The 21,429-nt window shown below is 42.2% G+C and carries 17 protein-coding genes; all 17 read left to right on the top strand.

From position 1 onward, the window contains the following. Window positions 1-9 precede the first annotated feature (9 nt). Window positions 10-1,101, top strand: a complete 1,092-nt coding sequence (gene leuB / locus AM592_RS09875) for a 3-isopropylmalate dehydrogenase (RefSeq protein ID WP_053603650.1) — start codon at window positions 10-12, stop codon at window positions 1,099-1,101. A 39-nt stretch (window positions 1,102-1,140) separates the two neighbouring features. Beyond that, window positions 1,141-2,559: a 3-isopropylmalate dehydratase large subunit gene (gene leuC / locus AM592_RS09870; RefSeq protein WP_053603649.1), complete on the top strand. Its 1,419-nt coding sequence runs from the start codon at window positions 1,141-1,143 to the stop codon at window positions 2,557-2,559. A gap of 13 nt (window positions 2,560-2,572) precedes the next feature. Next, window positions 2,573-3,166 (top strand): 3-isopropylmalate dehydratase small subunit, encoded by a 594-nt coding sequence (gene leuD / locus AM592_RS09865; protein WP_053603648.1) that lies wholly within the window; start codon window positions 2,573-2,575, stop codon window positions 3,164-3,166. 151 nt (window positions 3,167-3,317) lie between these two features. Beyond that, window positions 3,318-4,328, top strand: a complete 1,011-nt coding sequence (locus AM592_RS09860; protein ID WP_053603647.1) for a tetratricopeptide repeat protein — start codon at window positions 3,318-3,320, stop codon at window positions 4,326-4,328. Window positions 4,329-4,547: 219 nt separating this feature from the next. Beyond that, the gene (gene tig, locus AM592_RS09855) at window positions 4,548-5,822 is read left to right on the top strand and encodes a trigger factor (RefSeq protein WP_053603646.1); all 1,275 of its coding nucleotides are present in this window, start codon (window positions 4,548-4,550) and stop codon (window positions 5,820-5,822) included. A 388-nt stretch (window positions 5,823-6,210) separates the two neighbouring features. Then, window positions 6,211-7,476, top strand: a complete 1,266-nt coding sequence (clpX, locus tag AM592_RS09850; protein ID WP_053603645.1) for an ATP-dependent protease ATP-binding subunit ClpX — start codon at window positions 6,211-6,213, stop codon at window positions 7,474-7,476. A 158-nt stretch (window positions 7,477-7,634) separates the two neighbouring features. Beyond that, window positions 7,635-9,293, top strand: a complete 1,659-nt coding sequence (lonB, locus tag AM592_RS09845) for an ATP-dependent protease LonB (RefSeq protein WP_053603644.1) — start codon at window positions 7,635-7,637, stop codon at window positions 9,291-9,293. Between the two features lie 171 nt (window positions 9,294-9,464). Continuing rightward, window positions 9,465-11,798: an endopeptidase La gene (gene lon, locus AM592_RS09840; protein ID WP_053603643.1), complete on the top strand. Its 2,334-nt coding sequence runs from the start codon at window positions 9,465-9,467 to the stop codon at window positions 11,796-11,798. After that, on the top strand, window positions 11,785-12,375 hold the full coding sequence (yihA, locus tag AM592_RS09835; protein ID WP_053603642.1) for a ribosome biogenesis GTP-binding protein YihA/YsxC: 591 nt from the start codon (window positions 11,785-11,787) through the stop codon (window positions 12,373-12,375). The genes lon and yihA overlap by 14 nt, the downstream gene beginning before the upstream one ends. 199 nt (window positions 12,376-12,574) lie before the next feature. Further along, on the top strand, window positions 12,575-13,921 hold the full coding sequence (hemA, locus tag AM592_RS09830; protein ID WP_053603641.1) for a glutamyl-tRNA reductase: 1,347 nt from the start codon (window positions 12,575-12,577) through the stop codon (window positions 13,919-13,921). 6 nt (window positions 13,922-13,927) lie between these two features. Continuing rightward, window positions 13,928-14,761, top strand: coding sequence for a cytochrome C assembly family protein (locus AM592_RS09825; protein ID WP_245213007.1), 834 nt, complete (start codon window positions 13,928-13,930; stop codon window positions 14,759-14,761). A gap of 27 nt (window positions 14,762-14,788) precedes the next feature. Beyond that, window positions 14,789-15,724, top strand: coding sequence for a hydroxymethylbilane synthase (hemC, locus tag AM592_RS09820; protein WP_053603639.1), 936 nt, complete (start codon window positions 14,789-14,791; stop codon window positions 15,722-15,724). Further along, on the top strand, window positions 15,721-16,497 hold the full coding sequence (locus tag AM592_RS09815) for a uroporphyrinogen-III synthase (protein ID WP_053603638.1): 777 nt from the start codon (window positions 15,721-15,723) through the stop codon (window positions 16,495-16,497). Before hemC ends, AM592_RS09815 begins: the two co-directional genes overlap by 4 nt. A 3-nt stretch (window positions 16,498-16,500) precedes the next feature. Next, window positions 16,501-17,475: a porphobilinogen synthase gene (gene hemB, locus AM592_RS09810; protein WP_053603637.1), complete on the top strand. Its 975-nt coding sequence runs from the start codon at window positions 16,501-16,503 to the stop codon at window positions 17,473-17,475. A gap of 25 nt (window positions 17,476-17,500) precedes the next feature. Continuing rightward, window positions 17,501-18,790 carry a glutamate-1-semialdehyde 2,1-aminomutase gene (hemL, locus tag AM592_RS09805; protein ID WP_053603636.1) on the top strand — a complete coding sequence of 430 codons (1,290 nt, stop codon included), beginning with the start codon at window positions 17,501-17,503 and terminating at the stop codon, window positions 18,788-18,790. Between the two features lie 153 nt (window positions 18,791-18,943). Beyond that, the gene (locus tag AM592_RS09800; protein WP_053603635.1) at window positions 18,944-19,264 is read left to right on the top strand and encodes a YbjQ family protein; all 321 of its coding nucleotides are present in this window, start codon (window positions 18,944-18,946) and stop codon (window positions 19,262-19,264) included. 1,012 nt (window positions 19,265-20,276) lie between these two features. Further along, a complete protein-coding gene (spoVID, locus tag AM592_RS09795; protein ID WP_053603634.1) occupies window positions 20,277-21,407 on the top strand; it encodes a stage VI sporulation protein D in 1,131 nt (376 codons plus the stop codon). Window positions 21,408-21,429: the final 22 nt, after the last annotated feature.

Below are 21,429 nucleotides of genomic sequence, written 5' to 3'. Positions count from 1 at the left end.
GCTGCCATCTTGAAGAAGAAAATTGCGCTATTGCCGGGAGACGGCATAGGTCCAGAAGTAACAGCATCTGCTGTTGAGATACTAAAAAGCGTCGCTCAATATTTCGGACACGAGTTTCAATTTGAATTTGGCCAAATTGGCGGAGATGCGATTGATCATGCGGGTTCTCCGCTTCCCGAAAAAACGATCGACATTTGCAGCGGAGCAGATGCCATCCTTTTAGGAGCGGTTGGCGGACCGAAATGGGATCAAAATCCGTCACATCTCAGACCTGAAAAAGGTTTGCTTGCCATCCGCAAGAAGCTTGATTTATATGCGAATGTTCGTCCCGTAAAGGTGTTTGAAAGCTTGTCTGAAGCCTCACCGTTAAAAAAAGAATACATTGAAAACGTTGATTTTATCATTGTTCGTGAATTAACCGGAGGATTGTACTTTGGCGAACCAAGCAAAAGGTACGTGAATGAACAAGGTGAGCCTGCTGCGGTCGATACACTTTTTTATAAAAAAGAAGAAATGGAAAGAGTCATAAGAGAAGCATTTAAAATGGCTGCTGCCCGCAAAAAGAAAGTCACATCTGTTGATAAGGCAAATGTTCTTGAATCGAGTAAATTGTGGCGTGAAACAGCAGACGAGATCGCCCGTGAGTTCCCTGAAGTGGAGCTGGAGCATATGCTTGTAGATAATGCAGCGATGCAATTGATTTATGCTCCTTCTCAATTTGATGTCATTGTTACTGAGAATATGTTCGGCGATATTTTAAGCGATGAAGCTTCCATGCTGACTGGTTCTCTTGGAATGCTTCCGTCAGCCAGCCTTTCAAGCTCGGGACTCCATCTCTTTGAACCAGTGCACGGTTCAGCTCCTGATATCGCCGGCCAAAATGTGGCGAATCCTTTTGCAGCCATTCTATCTGCGGCTATGCTGTTAAGAACCTCATTTGGTTTCGAAAGCGAGGCAAAGGCTGTTGAACAGGCAGTGAAGAATGTGCTTGAAGCTGGAAAACGAACGAAAGATTTAACGAGAAACAAAGCTTTCAATACAACAAGTGACATAACAGAGGACGTGAAAGCTGCATTAGCGGCTGCATACGCGAATGTGTAAAAGTCAAAAAATGAACGTCTTAAAAAGGAGGCAAGGGTCATGGCACCCCAAACTATCATAGAGAAAATCTGGAACCAGCATGTTGTCAAAAAACAAGAAGGGAAACCAGATCTATTATATATTGATTTGCATTTGATTCATGAAGTGACATCACCCCAAGCGTTTGAAGGGCTAAGGCAAAAAGACCGCAAAGTACGGCGCCCGGAAAATACGTTTGCAACGATGGATCATAATATACCAACGGTCAATCGTTTTGTCATGCATGATGAAGTAGCCAAGCGGCAAGTAAGTGCTCTAGAACGAAACTGCCAGGAATTTGGTATACGATTGGCAGACTTAACAAGTGAAGATCAAGGGATCGTCCATGTTATCGGTCCGGAGCTTGGCCTGACTCTTCCGGGGAAAACCATTGTATGCGGAGACAGCCATACATCAACACACGGAGCCTTCGGAGCGTTGGCGTTTGGAATTGGAACGAGTGAAGTGGAGCACGTGCTTTCAACTCAAACCCTGTGGCAGCAAAAGCCGAAAACTCTTGAAATCCGTATTAATGGAAAACTGGAAAAGGGAGTAACGGCAAAAGACGTTATTCTTTATTGTATCGGAAAATATGGAGTTAAATTTGGAGCAGGCCATATTATCGAATATACTGGCGAAGCGATCAGAAATATGTCAATGGACGAACGGATGACTGTGTGCAATATGTCAATTGAAGGTGGAGCCAGAGCAGGGCTCATCGCGCCAGATGAAACAACGATTGAATATGTGAAAAACAGAAAATATGCTCCAAAGGGAGAAGAGCTGGAAAAAGCCATAGCAGATTGGGAGAATTTAAGATCAGATCCCGGAGCGGAATATGACCGTACAATTACAATAGAAGGAAATGAAATTTCGCCTATGGTTTCTTGGGGGATCAACCCGGGAATGGTGCTTCCTGTCGATCAGTCTATTCCATCACCGGAAAGCTTTGGTGCTGATGAGGATCGTAAAGAGGCAGTCAGAGCTTATGAGTATATGGGTGTCACTCCGAATCAGAAAATTGAAGACATTACGATTGACCATGTCTTTATCGGGTCGTGCACCAATTCAAGAATCACCGATTTAAGACAGGCAGCAGAATTGGTTAAGGGGCAAAAAGTCTCAGACCATGTTCGGGCGATTGTCGTTCCTGGTTCGCAAAAAGTAAAGGCTCAAGCAGAAAAAGAAGGGCTTGACCAGATCTTTATTTCTGCCGGGTTTGAATGGAGAGAATCAGGATGCAGCATGTGCTTAAGCATGAATAACGATGTGGTACCGGAAGGGGAACGCTGCGCTTCCACCTCAAACCGGAATTTCGAAGGCAGACAAGGAAAAGGGGCGAGAACCCACCTAGTTAGTCCTGCAATGGCGGCTGCTGCGGCGATCCATGGCCGGTTTGTTGATGTGAGAAAATATTTTAAAGAAAAAACGGTAGTGTAAGGAGGAGAGCATCATGAAGCCATTCACAAAGCATACAGGAAAAGCTGCAGTTTTAAACCGAATTAATGTCGATACTGATCAAATTATCCCAAAACAATTTTTGAAACGGATTGAGAGAACGGGATATGGCCGGTTCGCTTTCTTTGATTGGCGTTATTTATCTGACGGAAGCCCGAATCCGTCCTTCGAGTTAAACCAGCCGGCATACGAAGGAGCATCAGTCCTTTTGGCAGGTGAAAATTTCGGTTGCGGTTCATCGAGAGAGCACGCTCCTTGGGCACTTGGCGATTATGGCTTTCAGGTCATTATCGCGCCTTCATTCGCTGATATTTTCCATCAAAACTGTTTCAAAAACGGTATGCTGCCGATCCGCCTTCCGTTTGACCAGTGGAAGACTTTGATAGAGGATTATGAAAATCAATCGAAATCAATAACTATTGATCTTGAAAACCAAGTAATTATTGACAGTGAAGAGAAGCGTATTTCATTTGACGTTGACCCGCATTGGAAAGAAATGCTGGTAAATGGTTACGATGAAATTTCATTAACGCTGTTATTGGAAGATGAGATTGCCTTATTTGAACAACAAAGAAAGACATGGCTGTAAACTTCTTAGCTGCCGGCTCTTGCCGGCGGTTTTTTTCATCATTTCTGGGAAGAATTGAAGAGGCGATGCTCTCGTTTCCTTCTTCTCGCTTGTCATTGACATTCGGTGTTGGTAAACTTGTAGAAAATCAATGCCTGAAAGGAACTTGGAAATGAAGAATGAAAAGAAAACCAGCAATATAATACCGTTTCCAAACGTACAAGATCGTCTTGTCGAAAAAGGCATGAGTGCTATGAAAGCAAAACAATATCGGGATGCGTTAGGCTTTTTTTCTGAGGCAATGGAATACAGGGTAGAAGATAAGTCTGAAATGTATTTGGGAATGGCGATATGCTACCTTGAGCTTGGCGAGCTGGAAGATGCAAAAAAAATATGCGAACGAATGCTGAAGGAAGGCATCGGCGATTATTTTACCGTATTGCAGGTATACATGACAATCCTGATTCAGCTGAAACAGTTTTCGATCGTGAAAAAAACGATTGAAGCGGTGCTGGAAGAAAATAAGATGCCTGCTGAGAATGCTGAACAATTTTATAAGCTGCTGGAGTTTAGCAGGAGAATGATTAATGAAGAAGAAAATGATCTTCTGTTTGACGAAGAAATGATTCATGAATCTGTACAGGCAGATAAGATTTTAACTAACGAGTCTGAACAGCTTGCCTTCATTCATTCACTTAAGGACCGTAATTTATCGCAACACATTGGGCTATTGCGAACAATCCTTCAGAACCCTGATGCACATCCGGTTATCAAAACGATGATATTGCAGCTGTTAGCTGATCATGAGTATGCAAAAGAAATGCAGGTTGCAAAATTCGGCGAGTCGATTTCCATAAACCCATCTGAAGAAACAAAACCAGATGCGATGCCGATTCTCGGAAAGGTGCTTAATTTGCTTGATGATACGCTTGGAAATGAAAATCCGACGTTATTTCATGCGGTAGAAGAGCTGTGGAGAAGGCATATTTATGTAATTTACCCTTTTGAACCTAAACAATACAGTGAGCAGCTGTGGGCGGCTGCGCTGCATAAGGTTGGTTACGAAATGTACGGAATCGAAATCGGATTAGAAGAGCTTCATATGTTGTATGACTTTCAGTCAGATGGATTTACTGAAGCATGTGCATTCATTAAGGAAATCGAGGAAATTTCTTATTTGTAAAATCGGTTATGGTTGAAAGGATGCGCCATTGTGTTATAATGTAATGGTTGCATTTACGGAAAGTATATTGTGTCAAGACCATTTTGACACCTAATTCAGAAATTCATTGTTATTTTATTATACATAATGAGCGCTGATAAGTGATGAATTGTGGCAGTGATCACATTGTTTCAGAAATGGACTTTAGACACAAATTGAATAGATTTTGGAGGGAAATAAATGTCAGTAAAATGGGAAAAACAAGAAGGAAATCAAGGAGTTCTTACAGTTGAAGTAGACGCTGATACGTTCTCTAAAGCACTAGACGATGCATTTAAGAAAGTGGTTAAGCAGGTTTCAATCCCTGGATTCCGTAAAGGAAAAGTACCGCGTGGTCTATTCGAGCAGCGCTTTGGTGTCGAGTCTCTTTACCAAGATGCTCTAGACATTCTTTTGCCGGTTGAATATCCGAAAGCAATTGACGAAGCTGGAATCGAGCCGGTTGACCGTCCTGAAATCGATGTCGAAAAAATTGAAAAAGGCGAAAGTCTTATCTTTACGGCAAAAGTAACAGTAAAGCCTGAAGTAAAACTTGGAGAATACAAAGGCCTTCAAGTAGAAAAAGATGATGCTACGGTGACAGATGAAGATGTTGATAATGATTTAAAATCTCGTCAAAACCGTTTGGCGGAGCTTGTCGTAAAAGAAGACGGAAAAGTTGAAGAAGGCGACACTGTCGTTCTTGACTTTGAAGGTTTTGTAGACGGCGAAGCATTTGAAGGCGGAAAAGCAGACAACTATTCACTCGAAATTGGTTCAGGTTCATTCATCCCTGGATTTGAAGAGCAAATAGTCGGCCTTCAAACAGAGGAAGAAAAAGATGTTGAAGTGACATTCCCTGAGGAATACCATGCAGAAGATCTAGCTGGAAAGCCTGCTGTCTTTAAAGTGAAAATACATGAAATTAAAGCGAAAGAGCTTCCTGCGCTTGACGATGAATTTGCTAAAGACGCAGATGAAGAAGTAGAAACACTTGCTGAATTAACTGAAAAAATCAGAAAACAGCTTGAAGAAACGAAAGCAAATGAAGCAGACGCTAAACTTCGTGAAGAGCTTGTTTTAAAAGCTTCTGAAAATGCGGAAGTTGAGGTCCCTGAAGTAATGGTAGAAACCGAGCTTGACCGTATGCTTAAAGAATTTGAACAGCGCCTGCAAATGCAAGGAATGAATATGGAGCTTTACACACAATTCTCAGGTCAAGATGAAAATGCTTTGAAAGAACAAATGTCTGAGGATGCAAACAAACGTGTAAAATCAAATCTTACGTTAGAAGCGATTGCGGCTGCGGAGAATCTTCAAGTATCTGACGAAGATGTAGAAGCAGAGCTTGCAAAAATGGCTGAAGCATACAATATGCCGGTTGAAAACATTAAGCAAGCGATCGGTTCAACTGATGCAATGAAAGAAGACTTGAAGGTTAGAAAAGCAATTGATTTTCTTGTAGAAAATAATTAAACATCGATAAGCTCGTTATCCAAAGCAAGGCATGATCGAATCGTGCCTTGTTTTTATAAAATCAAGTTAAAAGGGACAGGCTGCGTGATTGTCTGAACATGTTAAAATAATTGCATTTTTTTTAAAAAACAGGTAACATGAAAAGTAAACACATAAGTAAAGCAAGGCGCGAATCATTCGTGCCTTCTTTTCTACATTATGATTGATTGGCATTTCTTTGGGAAAGATAGATATTGTCAGGATTTCGTCATACATATAGAATATGCAGCTTCCGAAACAGAACATTACCGTCAATTTGGAAAGTATGGTAAAATGCAATACATACAAGGGGAAAGCCCTGCGATTTCTAAAGTTTTCCTGAGTGACCAAAGATATAAGGGGTGACAGTATGATTAAGTTTAACGAAGAAAAAGGACAGCTAAAATGTTCGTTTTGCGGCAAAACTCAAGATCAGGTACGCAAGTTGGTTGCGGGACCTGGGGTTTATATATGTGATGAGTGCATTGAATTATGCACAGAAATAGTGGAAGAGGAGCTTGGAACAGAAGAAGAAGTTGAATTTAAAGATGTTCCAAAACCACAAGAGATCCGCACGATTCTTGATGAATACGTGATTGGGCAGGATCAGGCAAAAAAATCGCTTGCTGTTGCGGTATACAACCATTACAAACGTATTAACAGCAATAGCAAAGTAGATGATGTGGAGCTTTCTAAAAGTAATATCAGCATGATCGGGCCAACAGGAAGCGGAAAAACGTTGCTTGCCCAAACGCTTGCCCGGATTCTGAACGTTCCATTTGCCATTGCCGATGCCACTTCTTTAACTGAAGCGGGGTATGTAGGTGAAGATGTAGAAAACATTCTTTTGAAGCTTATTCAAGCTGCTGACTATGATGTTGAAAAAGCGGAAAAAGGCATTATCTACATTGACGAAATTGACAAAGTGGCAAGAAAATCAGAAAATCCGTCTATCACCCGTGACGTTTCAGGTGAAGGCGTCCAGCAAGCGCTATTGAAAATTCTCGAGGGAACCGTTGCCAGCGTACCGCCTCAAGGAGGACGAAAGCACCCTCATCAAGAGTTTATTCAAATTGATACTACAAATATCCTCTTTATTTGCGGAGGAGCCTTTGACGGAATCGAACAGATTATTAAGCGCCGTTTAGGAAGCAAAGTGATTGGATTCGGTTCTGACAACAAACAGGAAGATCTTGATAAAAAAGTTCTTCTAAGCAAAGTGCTCCCTGAGGATTTGTTGAGATTTGGATTAATCCCGGAATTTATCGGTCGTTTGCCGGTAATCGCCAGCCTTGAACCGTTAGATGAAGATGCATTGGTAGAAATTCTTACGAAACCGAAAAATGCACTCGCAAAGCAATACAAAAAAATGCTTGAGCTTGATAACGTTGAGCTTGAGTTTGAAGATGAAGCGTTGTCTGAGATTGCGAAAAAAGCAATTGAAAGAAAAACCGGAGCGAGGGGTCTTCGTTCAATCATTGAAGGAATTATGCTTGATGTGATGTTCGACCTCCCTTCTCGCGATGACATTGAAAAATGTATTATTACCGGAAAAACGGTATCAGATGGCGAGCCGCCAAAGCTTATTTTAAAAGACGGTACAGTGATTCAAGAAGATGCGAAAACGTCAGCGTAACAATAAGGCCTTCCGAGTTCTCTCGGCGGGCTTTTTTAGTGCGCACGTTTTTGCTCGCTAGCTAACGGAAAAAACCTCCTGGCAGATACGTTTATTCCTTCAGCCGATAGGAAATACTAGCTGCAGACATGAAAATACATAATCAGGAGGGACCGTAGTTGAGCTGGACTGGAATCGCACTTTTTATACAACTGTTCTTTGGCATTGTGATAGGACTTTATTTTTGGAATTTGTTAAGAAATCAGCGTACCCAAAAAGTTTCAATCGACAAAGAATCCAAAAAAGAAATGGAACAGTTGCGAAAGATGAGAGCTATTACATTGTCAGAACCACTATCAGAAAAAGTCCGCCCGCAAAGCTTTGCAGATATTGTAGGGCAGGAAGATGGAATAAAAGCATTAAAAGCAGCGATATGCGGGCCAAACCCCCAGCATGTCATCGTTTACGGACCTCCAGGTGTAGGGAAAACTGCTGCTGCACGGCTCGTACTCGAAGAAGCCAAAAAACAAACCAGTTCCCCGTTCAAGCAGGATGCTGTTTTTGTCGAATTGGATGCTACGACTGCCAGGTTTGATGAACGCGGCATTGCGGATCCTCTTATCGGATCGGTTCATGATCCCATCTATCAAGGGGCAGGAGCAATGGGACAGGCCGGAATTCCTCAGCCGAAGCAAGGAGCGGTTACCCAAGCTCACGGAGGTGTTCTATTCATTGATGAAATTGGAGAGCTGCATCCAATTCAAATGAATAAATTGCTCAAGGTCCTCGAAGATAGAAAGGTATTTTTAGAAAGCGCCTATTATAATGAAGAAAATACACAAATCCCGACGCATATCCATGATATTTTTAAAAACGGACTTCCTGCAGATTTTCGTTTAATCGGGGCAACGACAAGAATGCCCCACGAAATCCCGCCGGCAATTCGCTCCAGATGCCTTGAAGTCTTTTTCAGAGATTTGGAAAAAGATGAACTGAAAAAAATTGCAATTAAAGCGGCTGCCAAAATCGATAAAGAAATTACAGAAGAAGGCTATAATCTTTTGACGAAGTATACAAGAAACGGCCGTGAAGTTGTTAATATGGTCCAAATCGCTGCCGGAAACGCCTTGACTGAGAACAGGTCGAACATCACAGTAGAAGACATTGAATGGGTTGTTCATTCCAGCCAGCTCACGCCAAAACATGAATCCAAAATCATGGACGGGCCAAAGGTAGGAGTCGTCAATGGTTTGGCGGTGCACGGGCCAAACAGCGGTTCACTATTGGAGATAGAGGTCACAGTCAACCCGGCTTTAGAAAAAGGAACTGTGAATGTGACCGGAGTGGTTGAGGAGGAAAGCATAGGAAATCAGACGAAATCGATTCGCAGAAAAAGCATGGCAAAAGGTTCGATCGAAAATGTGTTAACTGTCTTGCGCTCCATGGGGATTAACCCTTCCAAATACGACATTCATGTCAATTTTCCGGGGGGAGTTCCAGTTGATGGTCCTTCGGCGGGAATTGCCATCGCAACTGGTATATTTTCTGCGATTCATAATATTCCTATCGACCATACAGTAGCCATGACCGGGGAGATCGGACTTCATTCGCAAGTCAAGCCGATCGGCGGAGTATTACCGAAAATAAAAGCAGCCAAAGATGCGGGAGCAAAAAAAGTGATTATTCCAATGGAAAATCAACAAGCTCTTATAAAACAAATTGACGGGATTACGATTCTTCCGGTAAAAACGTTGGAAGAGGTTCTTGACATCGCTTTAGTTAATCCTCCGTCAGAGCAGCAAATTCAAAACAATCAAATGAATAAAGAATCGGTTTAATCCTCATGAAAATGAGGATTTTTGCCTGCTTTTAGTATCTTTTTCTTTTTCATTGCAGAAAGAAAGGGTATACTACGGTAAGACTAGTGCAATTACGAGTCAATAAGATTGCATAAAGAGAAAAAAGGGTATTATAATGATTCATACTAAAATAACGGAGGTGTCAGTCACATGGCAAAAGATACAATTCGGAATATTCCGCTCCTCCCGTTAAGAGGCTTGTTGGTTTATCCGACTATGGTGCTACATCTTGACGTAGGGCGTGAAAAGTCTATTCAAGCTCTCGAACAAGCAATGATAAAGGATCATATCATTTTTTTAGCGACTCAACGGGATATATCGATAGATGAACCGAGTGAAGACGAAATTTTTAAAGTCGGCACTTATACAAAAATCAAACAGATGCTGAAGCTCCCGAATGGCACCATCCGGGTACTCGTTGAAGGAATTCAGCGGGCTGAAATTAAAACGTATGAAAGTCTCGAGGAATTTACTTCTGTTGACATCAAAATGATCACTGAAGACGAAGAAAAAGATCATGAAGATGAAGCCTTGATGCGTACGCTGCTTGATCACTTCAATCAATACATAAAGGTTTCCAAGAAAATCTCGGCTGAAACCTATGCCACTGTTACCGATATTGAAGAACCTGGAAGAATGGCTGATATTGTAGCTTCCCATCTTCCACTTAAGCTGAAAGACAAGCAAGAGGTGCTTGAAACAGTGGACGTGAAAGATAGGCTGAATCGAGTCATCGAACTGATTAATAACGAAAAAGAAGTGCTTGAGATCGAGAAAAAAATCGGCCAGCGTGTCAAACGATCCATGGAGCGTACCCAAAAGGAATATTATCTTCGTGAACAGATGAAAGCCATCCAAAAGGAGCTTGGTGATAAGGAAGGGAAAACCGGAGAAATCCAAACATTGGCTGAACGGATTGAACAAGCCGGTATGCCTGAAAATATTAAAGAAACGGCGTACAAAGAGCTGAACCGTTATGAAAAAGTGCCTTCCAGCTCTGCGGAAAGCTCTGTCATCCGTAATTATGTGGAATGGCTTACCACTTTGCCATGGACGAATGAAACCGAGGATCGCTTGGACTTGAACCTGGCAAGCAAAATATTAGATGAAGAGCACCACGGGCTCGAGAAGGTAAAAGAGCGTGTCCTTGAATATTTGGCCGTGCAAAAGCTGACAAATTCCTTAAAAGGCCCTATATTATGCTTAGCCGGCCCTCCGGGAGTCGGAAAAACGTCACTTGCCAAATCAATTGCCAAATCGTTAGACCGGACGTTCGTTCGAATTTCTTTAGGCGGAGTACGAGATGAGTCAGAAATTCGCGGACACCGGAGGACTTATGTTGGAGCCATGCCCGGCCGAATCATTCAGGGCATGAAAAAAGCAGGCACGATCAATCCGGTCTTTTTGCTGGATGAAATAGATAAAATGTCTTCCGATTTTAGAGGAGACCCTTCTTCAGCCATGCTGGAGGTGCTGGATCCTGAGCAAAACAATTCGTTCAGCGATCATTATATTGAGGAAACGTATGATTTATCCAAGGTTCTATTTATTGCAACAGCCAATAATCTTGCGACCATTCCTGGCCCTTTGAGAGACCGGATGGAAATTATTACAATCGCCGGTTATACAGAGGTTGAAAAAGTAGAGATTGTGAAGGATCATTTGCTTCCTAAGCAGATCAAGGAGCACGGATTGAAAAAAAGCAATCTGATACTGAAAGAGCAAACGATTCTGGATATTATCCGATACTATACCAGGGAAGCAGGGGTCCGCGGTCTTGAACGCCAGCTTGCGGCCATTTGCAGAAAGGCAGCAAAACGAATCGTATCAGGGGAAAGAAAGCGAATCACTGTTTCTGAAAATAATTTAGAAGACTATCTTGGAAAAAGAATCTTCAGATACGGACAGGCGGAGCTTAAGGATCAAATCGGGGTCGTAACTGGATTAGCTTATACAACAGTAGGCGGGGATACACTCTCAATTGAAGTATCTCTGTCGCCTGGAAAAGGCAAGCTGATTCTTACCGGAAAGCTTGGAGATGTCATGAGAGAGTCAGCACAGGCTGCATTCAGCTATGTCCGCTCAAAAGCGAATGAATTAAATATTAGTCCTGATTTTCATGAAAAGAACGACATCCATATCCACGTGCCTGAAGGAGCTGTCCCTAAGGACGGTCCTTCAGCAGGTATCACGATGGCAACGGCTCTCGTATCGGCATTAACAGGCCAGCCGGTAAAACGCGAAGTAGGCATGACAGGCGAAATTACGTTGAGAGGCCGGGTACTTCCAATTGGGGGAGTCAAAGAAAAAGCACTAGGTGCCCACCGTGCCGGTCTGAAAACAATCATTTTGCCAAAGGATAATGAAAAAGATATTGAGGACATCCCTGAAAGCGTACGAAAAGGATTGACCTTTGTCCTGGTATCTCATCTCGATGAAGTCTTGGAAAATGCATTAACGGGAGAGAAAAATGAAAGTAACTAAATCAGAAATTGTGATCAGCGCGGTAAAACCTGAGCAATATCCGGATGCAGGGCTTCCGGAGATTGCACTTGCCGGCAGATCCAATGTCGGCAAATCATCTTTTATCAACACGCTGATCAATCGAAAAAACCTGGCGAGAACCTCATCCAAGCCAGGTAAAACACAAACTCTAAACTTTTATATCATCAACGATATTCTTCATTTTGTCGATGTGCCCGGCTATGGCTTTGCGAAAGTGTCAAAAACAGAAAGAGAAGCGTGGGGCCGGATGATCGAAACCTATTTGACAAACCGCGCGGAACTGAAAGCTGTTGTCCAAATTGTAGATCTAAGGCACCCGCCTTCAAACGATGACATCATGATGTATGATTTTCTCAAACACTATGGTTTGCCGGTTATTGTCATTGCAACGAAGGCGGATAAGATCCCTAAAGGAAAATGGGATAAGCATGCCAAGGTAGTCAAAGAGTCGCTGGAGATGGAGACAGGTGATCCACTGATTCTTTTTTCTTCAGAAACAAAGAAAGGAAAAGAAGAAGCCTGGTCAGCAATTCATCATATGATTCATCAGGAATAGCAATTGGAAACCGATAGAGTCTTTCTTTCGGTTTCTTAGGCTTGTATAATAAAAGGAATAAAACAAAGATTGATTAATAAAAATAAAGAATATGTTATCTGGTATCGTTAATAAACTGTTCACATTTCTTTATTTGTTATAACTATATCTATGTTATAATAATTATAATTTAGGAATGTGCTTTAAGGGGGTGCAAGCAATGCATATACTTGTAGCAGGAATTAATCATAAAACTGCCCCGGTTGAAATTCGCGAAAAGCTCAGCTTTTTGCCGGCGGAATTAAGCGAAGCGATGCTGCATCTTAAAGATGAGAAAAGCATCCTGGAAAATATCGTCGTATCGACATGCAACCGTACGGAAATTTATGCCGTGGTGGATCAACTGCACACCGGGCGTTATTATATAAAGAAGTTTCTCGCGGATTGGTTTCAACTTGATAAAGAAGAAATCGTTCCTTATTTTAGATTTTATGAGAACGAAAGTGCCGTTGAACATTTGTTCCGTGTATCATGCGGTCTCGATTCAATGATTATTGGCGAAACACAAATATTAGGACAAGTGCGAACGAGTTTTAAAATGGCACAAGAGGTCAAATCTATAGGAACGGTATTCAATTTCTTATTTAAACAGGCGGTCACACTGGCTAAAAAGTCACACGCTGAAACCGAGATTGGTGCCAATGCTGTTTCTATCGGCTATGCTGCTGTTGAGCTTGCTAGAAAAATCTTTGGCGATCTGTCTGCGAAGCATGTGGTCATTCTCGGAGCCGGAAAGATGGGTGAGCTTGCAGTAAAAAATCTTCATGGCCAGGGGATTAGGAAAGTTACGGTCATCAACCGAACGTTTTCGAAAGCGGAGGAACTAGCTTCCCGCTTCTCCGGAGAGGCAAGAAGATTGGAATCAATCGAACAGACCTTGATTGAAGCAGATATTTTAATCAGCTCAACCGGATCAAGCGATTACGTCTTAAAAAAAGATGTGATGCAGCAAGTAAATCAAAAGCGGAAAGGCAGCCCGCTCTTTATGGTGGATATTGCAGTTCCGAGAGATCTTGACCCGGCGATCGCAGAGCTTGATAGTGTTTTTCTATATGATATAGATGATTTAGAGGGCATTGTGGCTGCCAATGTAAAGGAACGCCAAGCGGCAGCAGAGCAGGTTGAAATATTTATTGAGGAAGCAATCGTTGAGTTTAACCATTGGCTGAACACGTTAGGTGTGGTTCCTGTCATTTCTGCTCTGCGAGATAAGGCTTTGGCCATTCAGGCAGATACAATGAGAAGCATTGAGCGAAAGCTGCCTCATCTGACGGAAAGAGAAAGAAAGCTATTAAGCAAGCATACGAAGAGCATCATTAATCAAATGCTTCGAGATCCGATTTTAAAAGCGAAGGAGCTTGCGGCAGATCCGGATTCGGAAAAACAATTACAGCTGTTCAAGGAAATCTTTAATATCGAAGAAGCTTCCCTCGTAAAAACGGAAGAACAAAAACTGGCGAAAGCAAAACAAAATCCCGGCTATGCATCTGCGATCGTAAGCGAGTAGATGGATATGATAGTCGTGGGGAGTATGGCTAGATTTAATGAAGTCACGATTATTATTTATGCATTATGCGTTCTTTTATATTTTATAGATTTTCTGCAAAACAACCGGAAGGCTAAAAAAGCAGCTTTCTGGTTGCTTGCCATTGTCTGGGTTCTTCAAGTGTTTTATTTGGCCTGGGTCATGATGGAAACAGGCAGATTTCCGATTTTAAATATATCTGAAGGTTTGTATTTTTATGCGTGGGTGCTCGTAACGCTTTCCCTTTTGCTTACTCAATTGCTGAAAATAGAATTCATCGTATTTTTTACGAATGTGATCGGGTTTTCCATGATGGCTCTGCATACGTTTACGCCATCTGAACAGCAATCTGCGGCTGTTTCCGGACAGCTGGCATCCGAGCTGCTGTTTATTCACATTACGATGGCAATTCTATCCTATGGTGCGTTTTCGTTATCTTTCGCCTTTTCGCTTCTGTATCTCATTCAATACAATTTGTTAAAAAAGAAAAAATGGGGTAAGAGGCTGCGCAGGATTGAAGATTTAACGAAGCTTGACCATATGTCCTATGTGATGAACATTATTGGAGTTCCGGTGCTGCTTCTGAGCCTGATTTTAGGCGTCATTTGGGCGTATGTATCCCTTGAGACCCTGTATTGGTTTGACCCTAAGGTTCTCGGTTCTTTGGTTATGCTGCTTTTGTACAGCTACTATTTGTATATCCGGCTGGTGAAAGAGCTTCGAGGAAAGGTTGTTGCACTTTGGAATGCCGCGTCATTTCTCGTGCTGATGATCAACTATTTTTTGTTGGGAAGCTTATCCCAATTCCATTGGTTCAGTTAAGCGGACTCCAAAAAAACGGAGGAATTTATGAGGAAAATAATTGTTGGATCAAGACGCAGCAAGCTAGCTATGACCCAGACAAAATGGGTGATAAAACAGCTGGAGGAAGCGGGCTCGCCGTTTCAATTTGATATAAAAGAGATCGTGACAAAAGGAGACCGTATATTGGACGTAACGTTGTCCAAAGTCGGCGGCAAAGGTCTTTTTGTCAAAGAAATTGAGAATGCCTTATTAACGGGAACGATTGATATGGCTGTCCACAGCATGAAGGATATGCCATCTTCGCTTCCGGATGGACTTGTGATTGGTTCCATTCCAAAACGGGAAGATTATCGTGATGTGCTCATTAGCAAAAATCATCAAACGTTAGAAGATCTAAAGCCCGGAAGTGTGATTGGAACGAGCAGTTTACGAAGGAGCGCCCAAATCCTTAAAGCTAGGCCCGACCTTGAGATCAAGTGGATAAGAGGGAATATCGACACACGGCTGAAGAAGCTTGAAACAGATGAATACGATGCGATTCTATTAGCTGCTGCCGGACTTTTAAGAATGGGCTGGACTGATGAGATCGTATCGGAGTACTTGGATAAAGAGATTTGTCTTCCGGCAGTTGGGCAAGGCGCTCTATCCATCGAGTGCCGTGAAGATGATACAGAGTTGAAGGAACAGCTTGCAAAACTAAACGATGAGTACACAAGCCAAACGGTCAGAGCGGAACGGACCTTCCTTGAAAAAATGCAAGGCGGATGCCAAATACCGATTGCGGGATATGCTACAATGGATGAAAAAGGAATGATTGAACTTACAGGATTCGTAGGTTCACCCGATGGGAAAATCCGCTATGTTGAACAAACTACGGGCTTACATCCTGAGGCTGTCGGTATGGAATGTGCTGAAATTATGCTTAAAAAGGGTGCGGGTGAATTGATTGACAAGGTGAAAGAGGAGCTTGACTCTCAATGAACGATCGGAAAGGGCCGCTTTTCAATAAGAAAATATTAATCACCCGCAATAAAGAGCAGGCTCAATCCTTTTTAACTAAGATTAGAGAATTAGGCGGAGAAGGAATATCCGTTCCTTTGCTTACTTTCGCCTGTGCTCTTTCGGAAAAAGACACGGTCAGGTTCAGAAGTCAGATTACAGATGCAGACTGGCTTGTGTTTACAAGCGTAAATGGAGTGAAATATTTCATATCCTACACAAAAGAGCTTAGTAAGCCCTCGTCCTGGAAGGTTGCCGCTGTAGGAGAGAAAACGGCTCGTTTTTTACAGAAACACGGTTTTTCAGTAGATGTTATTCCTGAAATTTTTGTGGCTGAGAATCTCGCGGCGTCCTTAGCCCCGCATGTAAAGCCGCACGATCGTATTGCAGTTCTTAAGGGCAATCTCTCAAGAGATACAATAAAAAAAGAACTATCGCCACTTGGGTGCGAAATCACTGAGTGGGTTCTTTATAAGACTCGGCCTAACGAAGAAGGCATCGGATTGCTTCGGACGGCAATCACTTCGAAGCGTTTAGATTTTATTACGTTTACCAGTTCTTCTTCCGTACATACCTTTATGCAGGCAGTAAAAGATGAAGACCTGTCTTATTTACGAGAGACGAGTATTGTGAGCATCGGTCCGGTGACACAGTCTGCCTTGCAAGAATATGGCTTACAATCTGTCGTTCCTTCCAAGCATACGATTGAAGGAATGCTCGCAAAAATGTGCGAGTTAGCGAAAGAGAGGGAGTAAAAAATGACACAACCATTTAAAAGACATAGAAGATTACGTTCAAGCGCCGGAGTAAGAAGGTTAGTGAGAGAAGCAACGCTTCAACCATCTGATTTTATCTATCCACTGTTTGCGGTGGAAGGTGAGGGAAGAAAAGAAGAGGTTTCCTCTATGCCCGGTGTTTTTCACTTTTCTTTGGATCGAATTAAGGCTGAAATGGACGAGGTTGTCGAAGCAGGTATACGTTCAGTTATCGTTTTCGGCGTTCCCGATTATAAGGATCATGTAGGCAGTGAAGCCTATAACGAAGAGGGGATTACCCAGCAGGCGATATCTTTAATCAAGGAAGCTTATCCGGAAGTCTCTATCGTCGCAGACACGTGTCTTTGCCAATATACGGATCATGGACATTGCGGAATTATCGAAAACGGGCAGATATTAAACGATGAATCGCTTGCTCTTCTAGGAAAAACGGCGGTAAGCCAAGCACGTGCTGGAGCAGATATTATCGCACCTTCCAATATGATGGACGGCTTTGTAGCTGTGATTCGGGAGGCATTGGATGAAGCGGGCTTTGTACATGTACCGATCATGTCTTATGCGGTCAAGTATGCGAGTTCATTCTACGGTCCATTCCGTGATGCGGCACACAGTACACCTCAATTTGGCGACAGGAAGACGTATCAAATGGATCCTGCCAATCGACTAGAAGCATTGCGGGAAGCCGAATCAGATGTGGAAGAGGGAGCAGATTTCCTCATCGTTAAACCTGCAATGGCATATTCGGATATTATCCGTGATGTAAAAAATCATTTTTCATTGCCTGTCGTTGCCTACAATGTGAGCGGAGAATACAGCATGATTAAAGCGGCGGCTGCGAACGGCTGGATTGATGAAAAGTCGCTTGTGCTTGAGATGCTGACAGGGATGAAGCGTGCCGGAGCGGATATTATCATTACTTATCACTCAAAAGATGCTGCCAAATGGCTGTCAAATTAACGATCAGAAAGGAGCAGATACTTACATGAGAAGCTACGAACGCTCAAGACAAGCATTTAAAGAAGCGTTGGAATACATGCCGGGAGGCGTAAACAGCCCTGTACGCGCCTTTAAATCCGTCAATATGGATCCGATTTTTATGGAGCGGGGCGAGGGCTCCAGAATCTATGATATTGACGGAAATGAATACATTGACTATGTCTTGTCCTGGGGACCGTTAATTCTTGGTCACAGCAACAAACAAGTCGTGGAAAGCCTCAAGAAGGCAGCTGAAAAAGGAACGAGTTTCGGTTCGCCGACAGAATTAGAAAATGAATTAGCAAAGCTGGTAATTGAAAGAGTCCCTTCGATCGATATTGTCCGTATGGTTAATTCAGGAACAGAAGCAACACTAAGCGCCTTAAGGCTGGCCAGAGGGTATACGGGCCGAAATAAGATCATCAAATTTGAAGGCTGCTATCACGGCCACGGAGATTCACTGCTCATTAAAGCAGGATCCGGCGTGGCAACTCTCGGATTGCCGGACAGCCCGGGGGTTCCCGAAGGTATCGCTAAAAATACAATTACGGTGCCGTACAATGATCTGGAATCGACTAAGCTTGCTTTTAATGAGTATGGTGAAGATATTGCCGCAGTCATCGTTGAGCCGGTTGCCGGCAATATGGGAGTCGTACCGCCGCAGGAAGGATTTTTAGAAGGCTTGCGAAAGATCACGGAAGAATACGGATCTCTGCTCATTTTTGACGAGGTCATGACAGGCTTTCGTGTTGACTACAATTGTGCCCAAGGCTATTTCGGCGTTACGCCTGATTTAACATGTCTCGGGAAAGTAATTGGCGGAGGTCTTCCGGTCGGTGCATACGGCGGAAAGGCTGAAATCATGGAGCAGATCGCGCCAAGCGGTCCAATCTATCAGGCTGGAACCTTATCCGGGAACCCTCTTGCCATGACGGCAGGGCTGGAAACATTAAAGCAGCTGACACCCGAATCGTACAATGGCTTTGCCAGAAAAGCCGACCAATTGGAAGAAGGGATCTCACGAGCGGCAAAAGAAAACGATATTCCTTACACATTCAATCGAGCAGGAAGCATGATCGGCTTCTTCTTCACGAATGAACCTGTGGTGAATTACGAAACCGCAAAATCGTCTGATCTCAAGCTGTTTGCTGAATATTATCGCGGCATGGCAGACGAAGGCATCTTTCTGCCCCCTTCCCAATTTGAAGGATTGTTTCTGTCTACTGCCCATACAGAAGAACACATTGAACTGACGATTCGTGCAGTTGAACGTGTATTTAGAAAAATCAAGAGCTAAGGAAAGCCTCCAAAGCAGTTTGTGCTTTGGAGGTTTTTTTGCGGAAAGAGAAGCCTAGATATTTCTGTGTGCAAAAAAATTGAAATAATAACTGAAACTTAAGAGTGATAGAATCGTAAATAAACTATCACAAAAAGAGGAGGAGTTATTTTCATGATTATATCGACTACATCCCAATTACAAGGAAAAGAAATTGAACGTTATGTGGGTATCGTAAGCGGCGAAGCGATTATGGGTGCAAACGTGGTAAGAGATTTCTTAGCTGGAATCACCGATATTATTGGCGGACGCAGCGGTACATATGAAAGTAAGCTGGCAGAAGGACGTGAAATTGCACTTCGCGAAATGGAAGACAAGGCAAGCAAACTCGGCGCTAATGCTGTCATTGGTGTCGATCTTGATTTTGAAACTGTTCAAAACGGTATGATGATGTGTATTGCTTCTGGAACAGCTGTCGTTTATAAGGATATTTAACCAACATATTTTTAAAAGAGTTTGGTGTAACCCGCCAAACTCTATTTATGTGCGACGATCAAAGACATGAAAGAAAAATTCTTGAATAGCAAAGAAACGCTATGATGAACTGTAAAAAGTTATTCATTGTCTTCTCTCACACTTGCATTACTTTTAACATAAATTCACAATTTCTTTTTGGAATTTTTTTATTGAATGAATTATTATAAATCTAAGAGTAATTTTCACCGCTGTTTCTCATGTTCCTTTTATCCATTCACAACTTTTAAGTGTTATCCTGCAGTTCTTCAGTTACTTTACGGGAAATGACAAAAAACATAGAAAAATACAATTCGTTTTTTCAAGAATTCATGAAAAAATACTTCATAAAAATCTTTCATGCTGAATTGCACAATTCAATAGGTTAATTGAACAGTAACTCAAATAATTGAACAGAACGTCGGAATAATTAAACAGATTGAATCAATAATTGCACAGAATACAGGAATAATTAAACAGATAACATGAATAATTGCACAAAACCCTAAGGCACAGCTAAGATGAAGGCAAGCTGTTAGAAATGACGGGGTTTAATCTTAATAGTTTTCAGAATTATAAGATTTTTGTCTATGCTAGTCTCTAATATTCTAATAATATGATCAAAGGGGAGAGGATTTTGAAAAGGATTGAGGGAGATCAATTGATGTCCAGGAATAGGTTTGAGAGTAGCCATACGACAATTTTGAAAATTATAGGATTTTTGAAAAACAAACAGAATACGGGGTTAGCGGCATGAGGTGGTTACCAATATCGATTCTGGTGCTGCCAATTGTCGTCCTTGCAGCAGGAAATGCGGTCGCTCATCTTCTTTCAGACCATTTTTCGCCTCAAGTTTCTTTCAGTAATTTCATAGGAATACATAAATACAAGTCCGGGCGAATTTTTCTCACCTGTTCCTCATATTCTCATTAGTCCATTCATAAATTTGAAGTGACATCCTAAATTTCGAGTTGGATGAGAGGAGGATATGGTCTTGCCGCAAAATAATCGTTTGCAATTTTCAGTAGAAGAAACCGTGAGCTTTGAAAAAGGACATGAAGTCGGTGAATTGATATCGATTTCTATAGAACCTGACATTCTGGTGCAGGAAGTGAATGATTATGTGTCGTTAAGGGGATATCTTGAGTTAACAGGTGAATATCATCTTAATGAGGAAAAGGAAGAGCATGTGCCGGAAGCAACAGATCGGATGATCCAATCCATAGAAATCCGTGAAGATGGCATTGCTGATCTGGAGCACAAATTTCCTGTTGATATTACGATTCCTGCTTATAGGGTTGGTCATTTAAATGACATTTTTGTCTTTATCGATGCGTTTGATTATCGGTTGGATCATTCAAATGTGCTGACCATTCAAGCAGATTTGGCAATCGAAGGCCTGCTTGATGAGGGAAGCGAAGCTGTTCATGAAGAAATAGAAAGTGAAGAATTTGAAGCTTCAGCCAGGAACGAATTTCATACTCTTGAAGAAACAGCTGAGGAAGAATCTAATGAAACAGAAGCAATCACCAGCGACATTCAGGAAACAAGCGCAGCTGCACCTAATGAATTAGAAAAGGAACAGTCAGATGAAACAGAAGAAGCGGAGGAATTAACATTATCTTACCGTGCTTTCCCGTCTGAATTAGAATCCGGTGAAAAGCCTTATTTTTCCGAGCCGAACCTGCTAAAGGAAGAGGATGAGGAAGAAGATGAAAGCACTTTTGAAATCGAAGTGAAACAGGAGAATGCTGCTCTTGAGGAAGAACGGGAAGAAATAGTAGAACAGACCTATCCTGAATTTACGTTTCAATCGCCGGAATTTGAGAAAGAGAAGCAGCAGCCTGAGCTTGTTCGCGAATATGAACATGAGGATTCTGAACAAGTTCGCGAAAATGACAATTCCTTGTATTTAACAAAGCTTTTCACAAGGCAGGAGGAAGAGGAATTTTCCAAATTGAAAATGTATATTGTCCAACAGGAAGATACCATTGATTTAATTTGCGAAAGATATGAATTGAACGTTCAAAATTTAATAAGGGTAAATTCGTTGTCACCGGAAGATGAAGTAACAGAAGGGCAGATTTTATTCATACCCGATTATAAATCTTCCTTGTCCCATTAATGACAACTAAAACGGTGATGGC

The organism is Bacillus gobiensis, assembly GCF_001278705.1.
Lineage (GTDB): Bacteria > Bacillota > Bacilli > Bacillales > Bacillaceae > Bacillus > Bacillus gobiensis.
Note: the sequence above shows the minus strand (reverse complement) of the source record. Positions and strands in the feature narration are given on the sequence as shown.